The following is a 16,869-nucleotide window of genomic DNA, read 5'->3' as shown; positions in this document are numbered from 1 at the left end:
AGTCTGCATGTCCCTCAGCGAAAAACAGAAGATGCTCAGCGGCCAGCTCTATCACGCAGGCTGCCCCGAGTTGCAGGCTGAGCAACGCAGCAACAAGCAGTGGATGGACCGCTACAACGGCAGCGACGAGCAGCTCAAGCTCAGCCGCCATACATTGCTGGCCGAGCATCTTGCCGCAGTCGGCGAGGGCGTGATCATCCGCCCGCCGTTCTACTGCGACTATGGCTACAACATCAGTATCGGCGCCAACACCTTCATCAACTTCAGCTGCGTGATCCTCGACGTGCTGCCGGTACACATTGGCCACGACTGCCAGATCGCGCCGTCGGTGCAGATCTACACCGCCGATCATCCGCTCGACCCGGACGTGCGCCGCACCGGCCTGGAAAGCGGGCGCCCGGTGCACATCGGCAACAACGTCTGGATCGGTGGCGGTGCGATCATTCTGCCGGGGGTCACCATCGGTGATGACGCGGTGATTGGTGCTGGTAGCGTGGTTACCCGCGATGTCGCCGCCGGTGCGGTTGTGGTGGGCAATCCGGCCCGCGAGCGTCAGTCAGCCCAAGGGCAGTAACAGCCGACCGCGAGGGTGTTGGAGGCGCTGACATTGCGGTTCTCGAGCAAGGCCTTGAGGATCGGCTCGATGAAGCTGTTGCTTGAGTTGCACACGGCGCCTTCGCTGTACGGGCCGAAGTAGGCCAGTCGGCCCTCGCGATCCCAGATCGCCACCGCAGGGCTGGCGGGCAGGCTGGCACTGCCGGGCATCTCGCTCAGGACCTTGAGCGCGGCCAGGTTGGCCGGCAGCGCGCCATGGCTGGCGGGCTTTTGCAGCAGATAGAAACTCACTCCCTGCGGCGTGAACTGTTCGACCAGTTCGCCCAGATGTTGCTGGTTGCCGACGTTGCACGGGCAGGCCGGGTCCCAGAAATGCACCACACGGATCGCCCCGGGGCCGGCAAGCTCGGCGGGCAGGCGCAACTGGCTACCATCGAACAGCGTGGCCTGATTGGCGAACGGGCGCAGGTAACGTGACTGGAAACTGTCGTAAGCCCACCAGAGCACGGCGGCGCAGAGCAGGGTGATGGCCAAGGTCGACAGCTTTTTCATGGGGGGGCCGCAGCTGCGGTACTCGCTTTTTGCAATGAGTTGGAGGGGCGCCCAGCTTGCCATGCGCCGCGCTTGAGCTGAATATCCCAGATCAATACTTGTTCGCGGATTTTGCCGATGCCTGCTCCTTTCAACGTCGACCTGCGCAGCGGCCTCGCGCCATTGTCGAGCCGCCAGCCGTTATCTGCCCAGGCGCTTGCGTACCAGCGCTTCTATGGCCTGGATCTGCCTGTGCAGCGTTTGCTCGGCAGCTTCGAGGCGGGCGGTTTCGAGCTGGTCGGCCAGGCCTGGCTGCCGCCGCAGCCGGTGGCGACGCTGTTCGTGCTGCACGGCTACTATGACCATATGGGGCTGTACCGGCATGTCATCGAGTGGGCGCTGAGCAAGGGCTTTGCGGTGGTCAGCTGTGATTTGCCCGGGCATGGTCTGTCCAGTGGCGAGCGGGCCAGCATCAGTGACTTCGGGCTTTATCAGCAGACACTGGTGGCGCTGTTCGGCCAGGCCCGCGAGCTGGAGCTGCCACGCCCGTGGCATCTATGCGGGCAGAGCACCGGTGGCGCGATCGCGGTCGATCACGTGCTGCATGCCGGCGAACACAGCCCGGTCGATGGCGAGCTGATCCTGCTGGCACCGCTGGTGCGGCCGCGGGCGTGGCACTGGTCCAAGCTCAGCTATCGGTTGCTGCGCCACTTCGTCAACGGCATCCAGCGCCAGTTCAGCGAAAACAGCAACGACCCGGCGTTTCTGCCGTTTCTGCAGGCCGACCCGCTGCAACCACGGCGCTTGCCGACTGCCTGGGTAGGTGCGCTGATGAGCTGGGTCAAGCGGATCGAGGCGGCGCCGCCGAGCACGCGCAGGCCGTTGATCGTGCAGGGCGAGGCGGATGGCACGGTCGACTGGCGTTACAACCTCAAGGTGCTCAAGGCCAAGTTCGCTGATCCGCAGATCCTGCTGCTGCCAGAGGCGCGCCATCATCTGGCCAATGAACTGCCGGCAACCCGTCAGCGCTACCTCGATTTCATCAGCCAGCGGCTGGGCTGATTACTTGAGCTGATTGCCGTTCTGGCCGACCGCAAGCCCCGCACGCACTGCCGCCAGTGCCGCCTGGTAGTACGCCTGGCCGTCGGCGGACTCGGCGAAGTTGGCGAACTCTTCCAGTTCGGCATCGCTGAGCTCGCGGTAGACGTAGAGCAAGGTGTTGTTGAGGTCTTCGCCGATCTGGTTCATCAGGCGCTGGCGCTGGCCGTCGAGCAACCCTTGCGCCTGACCGCCACCAAACAGCCCTGGGATCATCGAGCTGAGGCTGTCGGCAGCCACGCCGGCGATCGCCAGGCTGACTTCGGCGCCGGCTTCGCGCGCGGGCAGGGCCTGGGCCAGGTGGCCCATGATCAGTTGCCGGGTGTCGCTGACCTGCAGCTTGGGCAGGCCTTTGGCGTTCTTGGCCAACTGGTCCTTGCGTGTGGCGAGCAACTCGGCGGCCACCACTTTGCGCCCCAACGGCGAATTGAAGAACGCCAAGGCTGGCGCCGGGTTGGCCAGCTTGCTGCGTAGCTGCGCTTGTGCACGCTGGTCCATGGCCTGGGCCTGGAAGCGTTGGTTGCTGTTGCTCACCAGCGCCTGGTAAACCGCAGACGGCAGGCTGTTGCGGTAGCGCTGTTGGGCAGCACTCACGGCATCATTGAAATGGGCGCGCTGGTCGGGCCAGCCGGCGGCCTTGTACAGCTGATCGAGGCTGTCTGCCCAGACAGGCATGGTGCAGATCATCAGCAACAGCAGGGAAAACAAACGGCGCATTCAGGACTCCTGTCGGCAGTGCGCTATTGTCCGTGGCGCAGTGGGAGTTTGTCGAGACGCAATGACGCCGGTCAGCCAAGTGGCGCTGGAGGGGGCCTGGGCGAATGGCTATGATGCGCCATGCACATTACTTCCGATGTTTCCAAGCTGTCCGCGATTGTCGATGACCTGGCCAGCCAGGGCTGGTCGCAGCAGGCCGACTTTTTGCCGGCCGAGCTGGTCAGCGCGCTGGCCGCTGAATGCCGGCGGCGCGCCGGCGACGGCCAGCTCAACCCTGCCGGGGTTGGCCGTGGCGGCACGCTAGAGGTTCGCGAGGCGATCCGTGGCGATCACATCCGCTGGCTGGAGCCTGGCGAGTCGAGCGCTTGCGACCGTTACCTGGACACCATGGACGCGCTGCGTCAGGCAATCAATCAGGGCTTGTTCATCGGCCTTGAAGATTACGAATGCCATTTCGCCCTGTATCCGCCGGGGGCGTTCTATCGGCGCCATCTGGACCGCTTTCGCGATGACGACCGCCGCGCCGTGTCGGCTGTCATCTATCTCAATCAGGACTGGCAGCCCGGCGACGGCGGCGAGTTGCGCATGTTCCTCGATGACCAGCGCGTGCATGACGTAGCGCCGACAGCGGGCACACTGGTGGTGTTTCTGTCCGGCGACGTGCCCCACGAAGTGCTGGCGGCCGGGCGTGAGCGCTTGTCGTTGACGGGTTGGTTCCGTAGGCGTGGCAATGAGCCGTTCTGAATTGTCGCCGGTTTTGGTCAGCGCGTGTCTGCTGGGCCAGCCGGTGCGCTACGACGGGCGTGCCAGTGGCCATCCGGACGTGCTGCAAGGCTGGCAGGCCGAGGGTCGTGTGGTAGCGCTGTGCCCGGAGGTAGCTGGCGGCTTGCCGACCCCGCGGCCACCTGCAGAAATCCCCGGCGGGCAGGGCGCGCAGGTGCTCGACGGGCAGGCGCAGGTGATTACGGTGTCGGGCGAGGACGTCAGTGCGGCGTTTCTGGCGGGTGCGCAGATCGCCCTGGCGCTGGTGCGTCGGCACGGCATCCGGGTCGCCGTACTCAAGTCCGGCAGCCCCTCCTGCGGTAACCAACTGACCTACGACGGCAGCTTCAGCGGGGTCAAAGTGGCGGGGCAGGGCGTGACTACTGCGCTGCTGCGCCGCGAAGGCGTGCTGGTGTTCAGCGAGCTGCAGTTGGCCGAGGCGCAGCAGGCGCTGGCAGCCCTCGACCACTGAGATGTCATCAGCAGGTTACTGGCCGGCGGTAGGTCTCTCACCCTTGAGCCATTTCTTTTCAAGGTCCGCCAGCCTGCCGTCATCCTTGATCCGCTGCAGGGCGTTGTTCACTGCGCTCTCGAAGGCCGGGTTGTCTTTCTGGAACGGGATCACCAGCTTGTCACTGCCAAACGGCTGGCTGACATCCAGTGCCGCGTCGACCTTCTGCGCAGCGCGCAGCTGGCTCAGGGCAACATCGCTCTTGCCGCTCTCGACCTCGGGCAATATTTGTTCTGCGGGGGTTTCGATGAACTCGGCACGCAGGTCCAGCTCCTTGGCCAGGGCCTGGCCCAGCTCGACATCGAAGCCCGCCAGGTGTTCGTCCTGCTTGAAGGCATAAGGCGGTGTATCGGCTTGCACGGCAATGCGCAGTTCGCCCCGGTCGTTGATTTCGTCTATCAGCTCGGCCTGGGCCAACGGACTGATCAGTACTGTCAGCAGTACGCCAATGGTCAAACGCATGAGTATCCCTTCTTGTTCAGCAGGTAAATTTCATTCGCCGCTGCTTTATTTGTGGTGGCGGTCGAACGCTGGCTATGACCGTGGGTCTCTCCTAATGTTTAAACCGCTGATAAATTATTTGTGACAGCGGGCCCAGACACCTCGGGCCACATTTGGACTATGTTGATGCTCCGCTGCCGATCGTTACCTGGCGGCGGTCAATGAAGTGAATCACAGGAGAAGTGAATGAACAGCCTATTTTCGCGTGCTGCCGTTGCCGGTCTGCTCATGGGGGCGTCGGTACTGGCCAGTGCAGCGGATGCCCTGCAAAGCCAGGAGCCGCCGAAGGATGCCAAGGTCTTCATTGTTTCCCCGGCGGATGGTGCCACGGTCGACAAGACCTTTACCGTCAAATTTGCCATCGAAGGCATGGCGCTGAAACCCGCTGGCGACCAGACTCCGCATAGCGGCCACCACCACTTGCTGGTAGATGTCGACAAGCAGCCACTGAGCGATACACCGCTGCCGACCAGCCTTATGCCGGAAAACAACGCGCCGCTGCCGGCTGGGCCGCAGGTGCTGCATTTCGGCAAGGCGCAGACTGAAGCGACCATCACCCTGACACCAGGCAAGCACACCCTGCAGTTGGTGCTGGGCGACAAGTATCATGTGCCGTTCAAGCCTAGCGTTGAGTCGCAGAAAATTACCGTTACCGTTAAGTGAAGTAAATGGGGCCGCGTTGCGGCCCTTCGCGGGTAAACCCGCTCCCACAAGGTTTGCTGTGGGAGCGGGGTTACCCGCGAAGGGCCGCAACGCGGCCCCAATATCTTCAGCCTGCAATCAAGCTCAGAACAGTACGCGCGAGCGGATAGTGCCCTTCACGTGCTGCAGTTTTTCCTGAGCCAGATCCGAATACTCGGCATCGACGTCGATCACCACGTAGCCAACCTTCTCGTCGGTCTGCAGGAACTGACCGGAGATGTTGATCCCGTTTTCGGCGAAGACCTTGTTGATCTCGCTGAGCACGCCCGGGATGTTTTCGTGGATGTGCAGCAGGCGGTGCTTGCCTGGGTGGGCCGGCAGGGCCACTTCCGGGAAGTTGACCGACGACACCGAAGTACCGTTGTCGCTGTACTTGACCAGCTTCTCGGCGACTTCCAGGCCAATGTTGGCCTGCGCTTCGGCAGTCGAGCCACCGATGTGCGGGGTGAGGATGACGTTGTCCAGGCCACGCAGCGGGCTTTCGAACTCGTCATCGTTGGAGCGCGGCTCCACCGGGAATACGTCGATGGCGGCGCCGATCAGGTGCTTGTCCTTGATCGCGTTGGCCAGGCTTTCCAGCTCGACCACAGTACCGCGGGCGGCGTTGATCAGGATCGAGCCCTTTTTCATCGCGCGGATTTCTTTCTCGCCGATCATCCACTGGGTCGATGGCAGCTCAGGGACGTGCAGGGAGACGATGTCAGCCAGACCCAGCAGTTCGTTGAGGCTAGCCACCTGCGTGGCGTTGCCCAGCGGCAGCTTGGTCAGCGGGTCGTAGAAGTACACCTGCATGCCGACGCTTTCGGCCAATACCGACAGCTGGGTGCCGATCGAGCCGTAGCCGACGATGCCGAGCTTCTTGCCGCGAATCTCGAACGAGTTGGCCGCGCTCTTGATCCAGCCGCCGCGGTGGCAGGCAGCGTTTTTCTCGGGGATGCCGCGCAGCAGCAGGATCGCTTCGGCCAGGACCAGCTCGGCCACCGAACGGGTGTTCGAGTAAGGCGCGTTGAACACGGCAATGCCGCGCTCGCGAGCAGCGCCGAGGTCGACCTGGTTGGTGCCGATGCAGAAACAACCTACCGCCACCAGCTTCTTCGCGCAGTCGAAGATTTCTTCGGTCAGTTGGGTCCGCGAGCGGATACCAATGAAGTGCGCGTCGGCGATCTTTTCCTTGAGCTCGGCTTCGGGTATTGAACCGGTCAGATACTCGATGTTGGTGTAGCCGGCAGCCTTGAGGGTATCGACCGCGTTCTGATGCACACCTTCAAGAAGAAGGAACCGGATCTTGCTCTTGTCGAGAGAAGTCTTGCTCATCTGCGTAAACCTGTATCCCGGAGAAATAATGGCGAGGAGGTGAAGCGGCGCGGCGTCGGCCTTAGCACGAACAGCGGGAGGGCTATGCTAGCATACGCGACACAATCTGAGCTCCCACCGACAGGTGAAGAGTGCTCAGGGTGACTATGAATAAGTCGAGAGTTCCGGCGATGACCCATCCTGCGGTAATGGAAGAGCTGCTGACCCTGGTCGACCCTGGCAAGGTGCTTACCGACCCTGCTTCGCTGGAGGCATACGGCAAGGACTGGACCAAGCATTACCCGCCTGCGCCAAGCGCGATTGTGCTGCCCAAGACCATCGAACAAGTGCAGGCCATCGTCGCCTGGGCCAATCGCCATCAAGTTGCGCTGGTGCCCTCCGGTGGCCGCACTGGCCTGTCCGCCGGGGCCGTCGCTGCCAACGGTGAAGTGGTGGTGGCCTTCGACGCCATGAACCAGGTGCTCGCCTTCAATGAGTTCGACCGCACCGTGGTCTGCCAGCCTGGCGTGATCACTCGTCAGTTGCAGCAGTTGGCCGAAGAGCGCGGTCTTTATTATCCGGTCGACTTTGCTTCGTCAGGCTCCAGCCAGATTGGCGGCAACATCGGCACCAATGCTGGCGGGATCAAGGTGATCCGCTATGGCATGACCCGCAACTGGGTGGCCGGCATCAAGGTCGTCACTGGCAAGGGCGAGCTGCTCGAGCTGAACAAGGACCTGATCAAGAACGCCACCGGCTATGACCTGCGCCAGCTGTTCATCGGTGCCGAGGGCACCCTGGGGTTTGTCGTCGAGGCGACCATGCGCCTCGACCGGGCGCCACGCAACCTCACGGCGATGGTTCTTGGCACCGCTGATTTCGACTCGATCATGCCGGTGCTGCACGCGTTTCAGGGCCGGTTGGACCTGACCGCCTTCGAATTCTTCTCCGACAAGGCCCTGGCCAAGGTCATGGGCCGCGGCGATGTCCCGCCGCCGTTCGCTACCGCCTGCCCGTTCTATGCACTGCTGGAATTCGAAGCCAGCAACGAGGACGTGGCCAATGACGCCCTGGCTACCTTCGAGCACTGCGTCGAGCAGGGCTGGGTGCTGGATGGGGTGATGAGCCAGAGCGAGACCCAGCTGAAAAACCTGTGGAAGCTGCGCGAGTACATCTCCGAAACCATCTCGCACTGGACGCCGTACAAGAACGACATCTCGGTCACCGTTTCCAAGGTGCCGGCCTTCCTGCGCGAGATCGATGCCGTGGTCGCCGAGCATTACCCGGACTATGAAGTGGTCTGGTATGGCCATATCGGCGACGGCAACCTGCACCTGAACATTCTCAAGCCCGCTGACATGAGCAAGGACGATTTCTTCGCCTCCTGCGCCAGGGTCAACAAGTGGGTGTTCGAGATCGTCCAGCGCTACAACGGCTCGATCTCGGCCGAGCATGGCGTCGGCATGACCAAACGTGACTACCTCGGTTACAGTCGCTCAGCGCAAGAAATCGCCTGCATGAAGGCAATCAAGGCCGTTTTCGACCCTAACGGCATCATGAATCCGGGTAAGATCTTCGCTCCTGAATAAAAGCAGCCAGCACAAGGAATCGGCCATGAGTTACCAGCACCAGTATGTAGACGGCACGCGCATCCACTTCCCGCTGGGCAAAGTGGTCTGCATTGGGCGCAATTATGCCGAGCACGCCAAGGAACTGGACAACCCCATCCCGAGCGAGCCACTGCTGTTCATCAAGCCTGGCAGCTGCGTGGTGCCTCTGGCGGGCGGCTTCAAGATCCCGAGCGATCGTGGTGCGGTGCACTATGAAGCCGAAATCGCCGTGCTGCTGGGCAAGTCCCTTTCGGCCAAGCCATCGGTAGAAGAAGTGCTCGACGCCATCTCCGGTTTTGCCCCGGCGCTGGACCTGACCCTGCGTGACGTACAGGCCAAACTCAAGGAAAAGGGCCTGCCGTGGGAGCTGAGCAAGAGCTTTGATGGCGCCTGCGTACTGCCGCCGTTCGTGGCCGCCAGCGCATTCGACGACCTCACCGACATCCCGGTACGCCTGACCATCAATGGTGTCGTGCGCCAGGACGGCAGCAGCGCGCTGATGCTCAACCCGATCGTGCCGATGATCCAGCACATGGCCGCGCAGTTCTCGCTGCAGGCCGGTGATGTGATCCTGACTGGCACCCCAGCTGGGGTCGGCCCGTTCGAGGCCGGTGACGAGCTGGTGCTGGAACTGCCTGGCGTGTGCCGCTTCGAGAGCAAGGTGCTCTAAGGGGCTGTTTGCCTAGCGCGCTGGCTCCATGGTGGAGCAAATCCCCAGAGCGGGAGCCAGCGCGATGTTTATGCAAGGCTTGTCATTTTTTTCACAAACGATCTGGATAATGCGGCTACCCGAAAGCCCATTCGCCGCGGCCAAACCCTGCTCGGCTGTCTCAGGAATCTCCTGCCATGACGTCATCCAGCGCTTCAACTCCCCCTTCCCGCAAGCGACGCCTGTTCCTGCGTTGGCCCTTTTTGCTGGGTGTCGTGGCGGTGATCGGTTATGGCGTGGTGTTCGCCATGCACTGGGATGACCGTGGCCTGCTCTGGGTCAAGGAGCGCTTCGAAACCACCGGCGAGCGCAGCGAAAGCATCTGGCTGCCGGACTACACGGCCGACATCGATGCCAAGGTGCTGCCCGGCATGAACGATGACGAAGCCTCTGACCTTGCCTACAACCCCCGGACCAAAACCCTGTTTGCGGTGATGGGCAAGAACCCGTTTCTGGTCGAGCTGACGCTGGACGGTGACGTCTTGCGCAAGATGCCGTTGCATGGCTGGTCGAACCCGGAAGGCGTGGCGGTGCTTGAGGGTGACCATCTGGCCATTGTCGATGAGCGCAACCATGAGCTCACCCTGGTTAGGGTCGGGCCTGAGACCCGCGAGCTCAAGCGTGAGGATTTTCGCAGCTACGACCTGGGTGAGTCAGCCAATCAGAACAAGGGTTTCGAAGCCGTTGCCTGGGACCCGCTGCGCCAGCGTCTGCTGTTCGGCGAGGAGCGTCCACCGCGCTTGTTCACCTGGGCCACCGATGGTCGCAGCCCGCTTGCAGGTACCAAACAGCCAGTGCCTAGCGATGAACTCGACCTGCGCAACCTGTCGGGCATGAGCATCGACCCGCGTACCGGTCACACACTGCTGCTGTCGGCTGATTCGAACATGCTGCTGGAACTGGATGAAACCGGCGGGCAAGTCAGCTTCATGACCCTGCTCGGTGGCTTCAACGGTCTCAAAGACCGTATCCCGCGCGCTGAAGGCGTGGCCATGGATGAGCACGGCACCTTGTACATGGTCAGCGAGCCGGATCTGTTCTACCGCTTCAAGAAGAAATAACGGCAAAGGCAATGATGGCATTAAGCTTGTCTTCAGCTGATCGTGATTAGCTTTGCCTCCCATTCACCGAGTTTGCCTCCATGCGCCGTTATCTCCGCTTGCCTGTGCTGTTGCTGCTGTCAGTTGTTGTCGTGTTACTGGCGATCGGCGTCAAGGGTTATGAATCGCGACTGTTCGAGCGCGGCTGGTTCAACCTCAAGACCTGGTGGCAGCCGGCCGAGCAAAGCATCGGCCTGGACCGTTATCAGGTGGTGCTTGAAGGACAGGTCATCGAGGGCCTGGATGACGATGTATCGGCGCTGACCTTCGACCCTGATCGTAAAACCCTGTTTACCGTCACCAACAAACGCTCCGAGCTGATCGAACTGTCGTTGGACGGGCGCATTCTGCGCCGCGTGCCGTTGACCGGTTTCGGTGATCCAGAGGCAGTCGAGTACATTGGCCCCAACAGCTACGTGATTACCGACGAGCGCCTGCAACGGCTGATCCGGGTGCGCCTGGATGACAACACGCGCTTTCTCGACGCCAACGACGCCGAGCAGCTCAGCCTGGGCATCGGCCTGAACGGCAACAAGGGCTTTGAGGGCCTGGCCTACGACTCGGCCGGCAAGCGCCTGTTCGTGGCCAAGGAGCGCGATCCGATGGTGATTTATGAGGTGCGCGGCTTCCCCCACGATAATCCCGAACAGCCTTATTCGGTGCAGGTCGACCAGGACCGCAAGCGCGATTCGCGGTTGTTCGTGAAGGACTTGTCGAGCCTGCAGTTCGATGAGCGCAGCGGCCATCTGCTGGCGCTGTCGGATGAATCAAGGCTGGTGGTGGAGCTGGATGTGAAGGGCAAACCGCTGAGTACGCTGTCGCTGCGCAAGGGTTCGCAAGGCCTGCAGAAGACGGTGCCGCAGGCGGAGGGGATTGCCATGGATGATGCCGGGACGATCTATCTGGTCAGCGAGCCGAACCTGTTCTACGTGTTCAAGCAGCCGGCTGACTGAGTAGCGCAGCCCACGGCCACCTTGAACAGGGGCCGTGGGCGCGTCGCTGTTTACTCGGCGGTGAGAGTCTTGACCCCTTCGGCGGTGCCGAGCAGCAGCACATCGGCCGGGCGCGCGGCGAACAGGCCGTTGGTGACCACGCCGACGATGGCGTTGATCTGCCGCTCGAGCTCGACCGGGTTGGTGATCTGCATGTTATGCACATCCAGAATCACGTTGCCGTTATCGGTCAGCACGCCTTCGCGGTAGACCGGGTCGCCGCCCAGCTTGACCAGCTCGCGGGCAACGTGGCTGCGCGCCATCGGAATCACTTCGACCGGCAGCGGGAACTCGCCTAGCACCGGCACCAGCTTGCTGCCGTCGGCGATGCAGATGAAGGTCTTGGCCACGGCGGCGACGATCTTCTCGCGGGTCAGTGCGGCGCCGCCGCCCTTGATCAGGTTCAGGTGCGCGTCGCTCTCGTCGGCGCCGTCCACGTAGAACTCCAGCTCGCTGACGCTGTTCAGCTCGTACACCGGAATGCCATGGCCCTTGAGGCGCTGGGCAGTGGCCTCGGAGCTGGCGACCGCGCCATCGAAGGCGCCTTTGTGCTGAGCCAGGGCGTCGATGAAAAAGTTGGCAGTCGAACCGGTGCCGACGCCAACGACGCTCTTGTCGTCCAGCTTGGGCAGAATGAGATCGACAGCGGCCTGGGCGACGGCCTGTTTCAGTTGGTCCTGGGTCATGCGGGCTCCGAGTGGGGCTGGGGAGTTTCGAGAGGCGCACAGTATAGCGGCAAGTGCCGGCAAAACCTCGGCTTTGCTGTGGTCCGCCGACGTGGCGCTGGGGTAGACTCGCAGGCCTTGTCCCGCGGCCAGTGATGCTTTCCCGATGCTCGAACAGTACGTCAAGATGATCCTCACCTCGCGCGTGTACGACGTTGCCGTCGAAACGCCGCTGCACAGTGCCGGCCAGTTGAGCAAGCGCCTGAACAATCAAGTGCTGCTCAAACGTGAAGACCTGCAGCCGGTGTTCTCGTTCAAGATCCGCGGGGCGTACAACAAGCTGGCGCAATTGACTGCCGAAGAGCTGGCCCGTGGCGTGGTCACTGCCTCCGCCGGCAACCATGCCCAGGGCCTGGCCCTGGCTGCGCGCGAGCTGGGCATCAAAGCCACCATCGTGATGCCCAAGACCACCCCGGAAATCAAGATCGAAGGCGTGCGCTCGCGTGGCGGCAAGGTCGTCCTGCACGGCGACTCGTTCCCCGAGGCGCTGGCCTATTCGCTCAAGCTGGTGGATGAAAAGGGCTTCGTCTATATCCACCCCTACGATGACCCGCATACCATCGCCGGCCAAGGCACCGTGGCCATGGAAATTCTGCGCCAGCACCCGGGCCGCCTCGACGCGATCTTTGTGCCGGTCGGCGGCGGCGGTTTGATTGCCGGCATCGCTGCCTACGTCAAATATCTGCGCCCGGAAATCAAGGTGATCGGCGTCGAGCCGGACGACTCCAACTGCCTGCAGGCGGCCATGGCCGCTGGCGAGCGAGTAGTGCTGCCGCAAGTCGGGCTGTTCGCCGATGGCGTTGCGGTCGCGCAGATCGGCCAGCACACCTTTGATATCTGCAAGCTGCACGTGGACGAGGTGATCACGGTCAGTACCGATGAAATTTGCGCGGCGATCAAGGATATCTACGACGATACCCGCTCGATAACCGAGCCTGCCGGCGCTTTAGGCGTTGCCGGGATCAAGAAGTACGTGGAAATGAGCGGTGTCAGTGGTCACACACTGGTCGCCATCGACTCCGGCGCCAACGTCAACTTCGACCGCCTGCGCCACGTGGCCGAGCGCGCCGAGCTGGGCGAGAAGCGCGAAGCGATCATCGCCGTGACCATCCCCGAGCGGCCGGGCAGCTTCAAGGCCTTCTGCGAGGCCATCGGCAAGCGCCAGATAACCGAATTCAACTACCGCAAGCACACCTCGGACGAGGCGCACATCTTTGTCGGCGTGCAGACCCATCCCGATACCGATCCGCGCGCCGCGCTGGTGCAGCAGTTGATCGAGCAAGGCTTCCCGGTTATCGACCTGACCGACAACGAACTGGCCAAGCTGCACATTCGCCATATGGTCGGCGGCCATTCGGCGCGGGCCCACGACGAGATCGTGCTGCGCTTCGAATTCCCCGAACGGCCGGGGGCGCTGTTCAACTTCCTGACCAAGCTGGGCGGGCGCTGGAATATCTCCATGTTCCACTACCGCAACCATGGCGCCGCAGACGGGCGCGTGGTGGCCGGCTTGCAGGTGCCCGAAGACGAGCGTCATCTGGTGCCGGCAGCGTTGGCCAAGATCGGCTACCCGTACTGGGATGAAAGCGAAAACCCGGCCTACCGGCTGTTTTTGGGTTGAGGGGCTAAGCTAGACCTCGAGAGGCTTCTCGGCGCGGTGCTGTATCAGCCAGCCGCGCCAAGGCCCGCACGCGCAACCCAAGGATCTGCACATGGAATACCTGACTACCCTGAAGACCGTGCACGTTGTCGCCACCGTGCTGTTGCTCGCCTGCGCCCTGGGCCTGGCCATCTACACCTGGCGGCTGCGCCAGCGCAGCGATGCTGCGGTCTATAGCCAGTTGCTGAGCCGCCCCCTGCTGTTTGTCTGGCTGTTGCTCGGCGTGTGCCTGGTGAGCATGCCATTCACCGGTTGGTGGCTGGTGCACCTGGTCGGCTGGCCGCTGGGGCAGACCTGGCTGTTGGTCTCGAGCGTGATCTACACCGTCGGTGCGCTGAGTGTGTGGTGGCTGCTGATCCGCCTCAACCGCTTGCGCCGGGCTGAGCCTGGCAGCCTGCGCCTGACCTTGGCACTGGCCGTGTTCAGTGCGGTGTGCTTTGTCTCGATTGCGGGCCTGATGGGCGCCAAGCCGGTCTGAGGCAGCCCGCAACAGCCCCATTTCACAGGGAATTTCACCTGGCTGCACATAAGCACGGCAGGCGCGTTGCTGCGCTTGTGAGCTTTGTGGAACAATGCGGCAATATGCGTTTTCGAGGTTGCTGCCGTGATCGACCCGGATGGATTTCGCCCCAACGTCGGTATCATTCTCACCAATGATGCTGGACAGGTGCTTTGGGCTCGACGGATCAACCAGGATGCCTGGCAATTTCCCCAGGGCGGTATCAACCCTGATGAGACGCCGGAAGATGCCCTGTACCGCGAGCTGAATGAAGAAGTCGGCCTGGAGCGTGACGATGTGCAAATTCTTGCCTGCACCCGCGGCTGGTTGCGTTATCGTCTACCCCAGCGGCTGGTGCGCACACACAGCCAGCCATTGTGTATCGGCCAGAAACAGAAGTGGTTCCTGCTACGCCTGGTGAGCAACGAGCAACGGGTGCGTATGGACCTGACCGGCAAACCGGAATTCGACGGCTGGCGCTGGGTCAGCTATTGGTATCCGCTGGGCCAGGTCGTGACATTCAAGCGCGAGGTTTACCGCCGCGCCCTGAAAGAGCTAGCCCCGCGCCTGCTGACGCGCGACTGACGACGGAGTTCGACCCCGAGCCATGCTCAATACGCTGCGCAAGATCGTCCAGGAAGTGAACTCCGCCAAAGATCTCAAGACGGCGTTGGGGATCATTGTCTTGCGCGTCAAGGAAGCCATGGGCAGCCATGTCTGCTCGGTTTACTTGCTTGACCCGGAAACCAACCGGTTCGTGCTGATGGCCTCCGAAGGCCTCAACAAACGCTCGATCGGCAAGGTCAGCATGGCCCCCAACGAAGGCCTGGTTGGCCTGGTCGGTACCCGGGAAGAGCCGCTGAACCTGGAAAACGCCGCCGATCACCCGCGTTATCGCTACTTTGCCGAAACCGGTGAAGAGCGCTACGCGTCGTTTCTCGGCGCGCCGATCATCCACCACCGTCGAGTGGTTGGGGTGCTGGTCATCCAGCAAAAGGAGCGGCGCCAGTTCGACGAGGGCGAAGAAGCCTTCCTGGTAACCATGAGCGCGCAGCTGGCCGGGGTTATCGCCCACGCCGAAGCGACCGGTTCGATCCGTGGCTTGGGCCGGCAGGGCAAAGGCATTCAAGAGGCGCGCTTCGTCGGCGTACCGGGTTCGCCTGGCGCTGCGGTAGGCCGCGCGGTGGTGATGCTGCCGCCCGCCGATCTGGAAGTGGTGCCGGACAAGACCGTCGATGACATCGACGCCGAACTGAAACTGTTCAACAACGCCCTCGAAGGCGTGCGCGCCGACATGCGCAAGCTGTCGGCCAAGCTTGCCACCCAGCTGCGCCCGGAAGAACGGGCGCTGTTCGACGTCTACCTGATGATGCTCGAAGACGCTGCCCTTGGTGGCGAAGTGGTCGAAGTGATCAAGACCGGCCAGTGGGCCCAGGGCGCCTTGCGTCAGGTGGTCGGCGAGCACGTCAACCGCTTCGAGCTGATGGACGACGACTACCTGCGCGAGCGCGCCTCCGACGTCAAGGACCTTGGCCGGCGGCTGTTGGCTTACTTGCAGGAAGCCCGTTCGCAGACCCTGGTCTACGCCGAAAACACCATTCTGGTCAGTGAAGAGCTGACGCCCGCGATGCTTGGCGAGGTGCCGGAGGGCAAGCTTGCCGGTCTGGTTTCGGTGCTTGGCTCGGGTAACTCGCATGTGGCCATTCTGGCCCGGGCGATGGGTATCCCGACGGTGATGGGCCTGGTCGACCTGCCGTACTCCAAGGTCGACGGCATCGAAATGATCGTCGACGGCTACAAGGGCGAAGTCTTCACCAACCCCAGCGATGTGCTGCGCAAGCAGTACAAGGAAGTCGTCGAAGAAGAGCGCGAACTGGCCAAAGGCCTGGACGCACTGCGCGAGCTGCCCTGCGTAACCCCGGACGGCCATCGCATGCCGCTGTGGGTCAACACCGGCCTGCTCGCCGACGTGGCCCGGGCGCAGCAACGCGGCGCCGAAGGGGTTGGCCTGTACCGCACCGAAGTGCCGTTCATGATCCAGCAGCGCTTCCCCAGCGAAAAGGAACAGCTGGCGATCTACCGCGAGCAGCTCGCTGCCTTCCACCCGCTGCCGGTGACCATGCGCACCCTGGACATTGGCGGTGACAAGGCGCTGTCGTACTTCCCGATCAAGGAAGAAAACCCGTTTCTCGGCTGGCGCGGCATTCGCGTCACCCTCGACCACCCGGAAATCTTCCTGGTGCAAACCCGCGCCATGCTCAAGGCCAGCGAAGGCTTGAATAACCTGCGCATCCTGTTGCCGATGATCTCCGGCATCCATGAGCTGGAAGAAGCCCTGCACCTGATCCACCGTGCCTGGGGCGAGGTGCGCGACGAAGGCACCGACGTACCGATGCCGCCGGTGGGGGTGATGGTCGAAATCCCGGCAGCGGTGTACCAGACCAAAGAGCTGGCGCGTCAGGTCGACTTCCTCTCGGTTGGCTCCAACGACCTGACCCAGTATCTGCTGGCGGTCGACCGCAACAACCCGCGGGTTGCCGACCTGTATGACTACCTGCACCCGGCAGTGCTGCAAGCCGTGCAAACCGTGGTGCGCGATGCCCATGCCGAAGGCAAGCCGGTGAGTATCTGCGGCGAGATGGCCGGTGACCCGGCGGCAGCGATCCTGCTGATGGCGATGGGCTTTGACAGCCTGTCGATGAACGCCACCAACCTGCCCAAGGTCAAGTGGATGCTGCGTCAGGTCAACATGAGCAAGGCCAAGGAACTGCTGGCCGACGCCATGAGCCACGACAACCCGCAAGTTATCCACAGCTCGCTGCAGCTGGCGCTGAAGAACCTCGGCCTGGCGCGGATGATCGGGCCTGGCGCAAACAAGACCCTCTAAGCCAAGGATGCTGGTGG

The 16,869-nt window shown here is 62.6% G+C and carries 18 protein-coding genes; 13 read left to right on the top strand and 5 right to left on the bottom strand.

The window, feature by feature from the left end; all coding sequences use genetic code 11:
- Positions 1-7 precede the first annotated feature (7 nt).
- Positions 8-574: a sugar O-acetyltransferase gene (locus tag ACIOAU_RS09760; protein ID WP_150573040.1), complete on the top strand. Its 567-nt coding sequence runs from the start codon at positions 8-10 to the stop codon at positions 572-574.
- Here ACIOAU_RS09760 and ACIOAU_RS09755 read toward each other — a convergent pair.
- Complete coding sequence (locus ACIOAU_RS09755; RefSeq protein WP_401181619.1) at positions 553-1,107, bottom strand: DUF6436 domain-containing protein; 555 nt, start codon at positions 1,105-1,107, stop codon at positions 553-555. The two genes, ACIOAU_RS09760 and ACIOAU_RS09755, sit on opposite strands and share 22 nt — an antisense overlap.
- A 117-nt stretch (positions 1,108-1,224) precedes the next feature.
- Between ACIOAU_RS09755 and ACIOAU_RS09750 the strand changes: the two genes are divergently transcribed.
- The gene (locus ACIOAU_RS09750; protein ID WP_150573039.1) at positions 1,225-2,148 is read left to right on the top strand and encodes an alpha/beta hydrolase; all 924 of its coding nucleotides are present in this window, start codon (positions 1,225-1,227) and stop codon (positions 2,146-2,148) included.
- Here the strand turns inward: ACIOAU_RS09750 and ACIOAU_RS09745 are convergent, their stop codons facing one another.
- Complete coding sequence (locus tag ACIOAU_RS09745) at positions 2,149-2,901, bottom strand: hypothetical protein (RefSeq protein ID WP_401181616.1); 753 nt, start codon at positions 2,899-2,901, stop codon at positions 2,149-2,151.
- A gap of 120 nt (positions 2,902-3,021) precedes the next feature.
- On the opposite strand from ACIOAU_RS09745, the gene ACIOAU_RS09740 reads away from it, so the two are divergent.
- A complete protein-coding gene (locus ACIOAU_RS09740; RefSeq protein ID WP_101315362.1) occupies positions 3,022-3,645 on the top strand; it encodes a 2OG-Fe(II) oxygenase in 624 nt (207 codons plus the stop codon).
- The gene (locus tag ACIOAU_RS09735) at positions 3,632-4,135 is read left to right on the top strand and encodes a DUF523 domain-containing protein (RefSeq protein ID WP_150573037.1); all 504 of its coding nucleotides are present in this window, start codon (positions 3,632-3,634) and stop codon (positions 4,133-4,135) included. The genes ACIOAU_RS09740 and ACIOAU_RS09735 overlap by 14 nt, the downstream gene beginning before the upstream one ends.
- 15 nt (positions 4,136-4,150) lie before the next feature.
- On the opposite strand, the gene ACIOAU_RS09730 is transcribed toward ACIOAU_RS09735, so the two are convergent.
- A complete protein-coding gene (locus ACIOAU_RS09730) occupies positions 4,151-4,636 on the bottom strand; it encodes an ABC transporter substrate-binding protein (protein WP_101315367.1) in 486 nt (161 codons plus the stop codon).
- A 225-nt stretch (positions 4,637-4,861) separates the two neighbouring features.
- Here ACIOAU_RS09730 and ACIOAU_RS09725 point away from each other — a divergent pair, with 225 nt between their 5' ends.
- Positions 4,862-5,338 (top strand): DUF4399 domain-containing protein, encoded by a 477-nt coding sequence (locus ACIOAU_RS09725; RefSeq protein ID WP_101315369.1) that lies wholly within the window; start codon positions 4,862-4,864, stop codon positions 5,336-5,338.
- Between the two features lie 123 nt (positions 5,339-5,461).
- Here ACIOAU_RS09725 and serA read toward each other — a convergent pair whose 3' ends face one another.
- Positions 5,462-6,691, bottom strand: a complete 1,230-nt coding sequence (gene serA / locus ACIOAU_RS09720; protein WP_101315371.1) for a phosphoglycerate dehydrogenase — start codon at positions 6,689-6,691, stop codon at positions 5,462-5,464.
- 170 nt (positions 6,692-6,861) lie between these two features.
- Here serA and ACIOAU_RS09715 point away from each other — a divergent pair, with 170 nt between their 5' ends.
- The 4 genes from ACIOAU_RS09715 (at position 6,862) to ACIOAU_RS09700 (ending at position 11,042) form a co-directional block, all read left to right on the top strand.
- On the top strand, positions 6,862-8,259 hold the full coding sequence (locus tag ACIOAU_RS09715) for an FAD-binding oxidoreductase (RefSeq protein ID WP_150573035.1): 1,398 nt from the start codon (positions 6,862-6,864) through the stop codon (positions 8,257-8,259).
- A 25-nt stretch (positions 8,260-8,284) separates the two neighbouring features.
- Positions 8,285-8,950 (top strand): fumarylacetoacetate hydrolase family protein, encoded by a 666-nt coding sequence (locus ACIOAU_RS09710; RefSeq protein ID WP_312389161.1) that lies wholly within the window; start codon positions 8,285-8,287, stop codon positions 8,948-8,950.
- Positions 8,951-9,126: 176 nt separating this feature from the next.
- Positions 9,127-10,050, top strand: a complete 924-nt coding sequence (locus ACIOAU_RS09705) for an SdiA-regulated domain-containing protein (RefSeq protein WP_150573034.1) — start codon at positions 9,127-9,129, stop codon at positions 10,048-10,050.
- 80 nt (positions 10,051-10,130) lie between these two features.
- Positions 10,131-11,042 (top strand): SdiA-regulated domain-containing protein, encoded by a 912-nt coding sequence (locus ACIOAU_RS09700; protein ID WP_101315379.1) that lies wholly within the window; start codon positions 10,131-10,133, stop codon positions 11,040-11,042.
- A 50-nt stretch (positions 11,043-11,092) separates the two neighbouring features.
- On the opposite strand, the gene rpiA is transcribed toward ACIOAU_RS09700, so the two are convergent.
- A complete protein-coding gene (rpiA, locus tag ACIOAU_RS09695; protein ID WP_103435641.1) occupies positions 11,093-11,767 on the bottom strand; it encodes a ribose-5-phosphate isomerase RpiA in 675 nt (224 codons plus the stop codon).
- A 145-nt stretch (positions 11,768-11,912) separates the two neighbouring features.
- Between rpiA and ilvA the strand changes: the two genes are divergently transcribed.
- From ilvA to ptsP, 4 genes are all read left to right on the top strand, one after another.
- Positions 11,913-13,427: a threonine ammonia-lyase, biosynthetic gene (gene ilvA / locus ACIOAU_RS09690; protein WP_101315383.1), complete on the top strand. Its 1,515-nt coding sequence runs from the start codon at positions 11,913-11,915 to the stop codon at positions 13,425-13,427.
- A 91-nt stretch (positions 13,428-13,518) separates the two neighbouring features.
- Positions 13,519-13,944, top strand: coding sequence for a DUF2269 family protein (locus ACIOAU_RS09685; protein WP_401181607.1), 426 nt, complete (start codon positions 13,519-13,521; stop codon positions 13,942-13,944).
- A gap of 126 nt (positions 13,945-14,070) precedes the next feature.
- Positions 14,071-14,550: an RNA pyrophosphohydrolase gene (locus tag ACIOAU_RS09680; RefSeq protein WP_101315386.1), complete on the top strand. Its 480-nt coding sequence runs from the start codon at positions 14,071-14,073 to the stop codon at positions 14,548-14,550.
- Positions 14,551-14,572: 22 nt separating this feature from the next.
- Entirely contained in the window at positions 14,573-16,852 is a 2,280-nt protein-coding gene (ptsP, locus tag ACIOAU_RS09675; protein ID WP_150570401.1) for a phosphoenolpyruvate--protein phosphotransferase, read from the top strand.
- The last annotated feature ends 17 nt before the right edge of the window (positions 16,853-16,869 follow it).

The organism is Pseudomonas sp. NPDC088322, from assembly GCF_044740745.1.
GTDB lineage: Bacteria > Pseudomonadota > Gammaproteobacteria > Pseudomonadales > Pseudomonadaceae > Aquipseudomonas > Aquipseudomonas shirazensis.
This window is presented reverse-complemented; position numbering and strand designations above follow the sequence as displayed.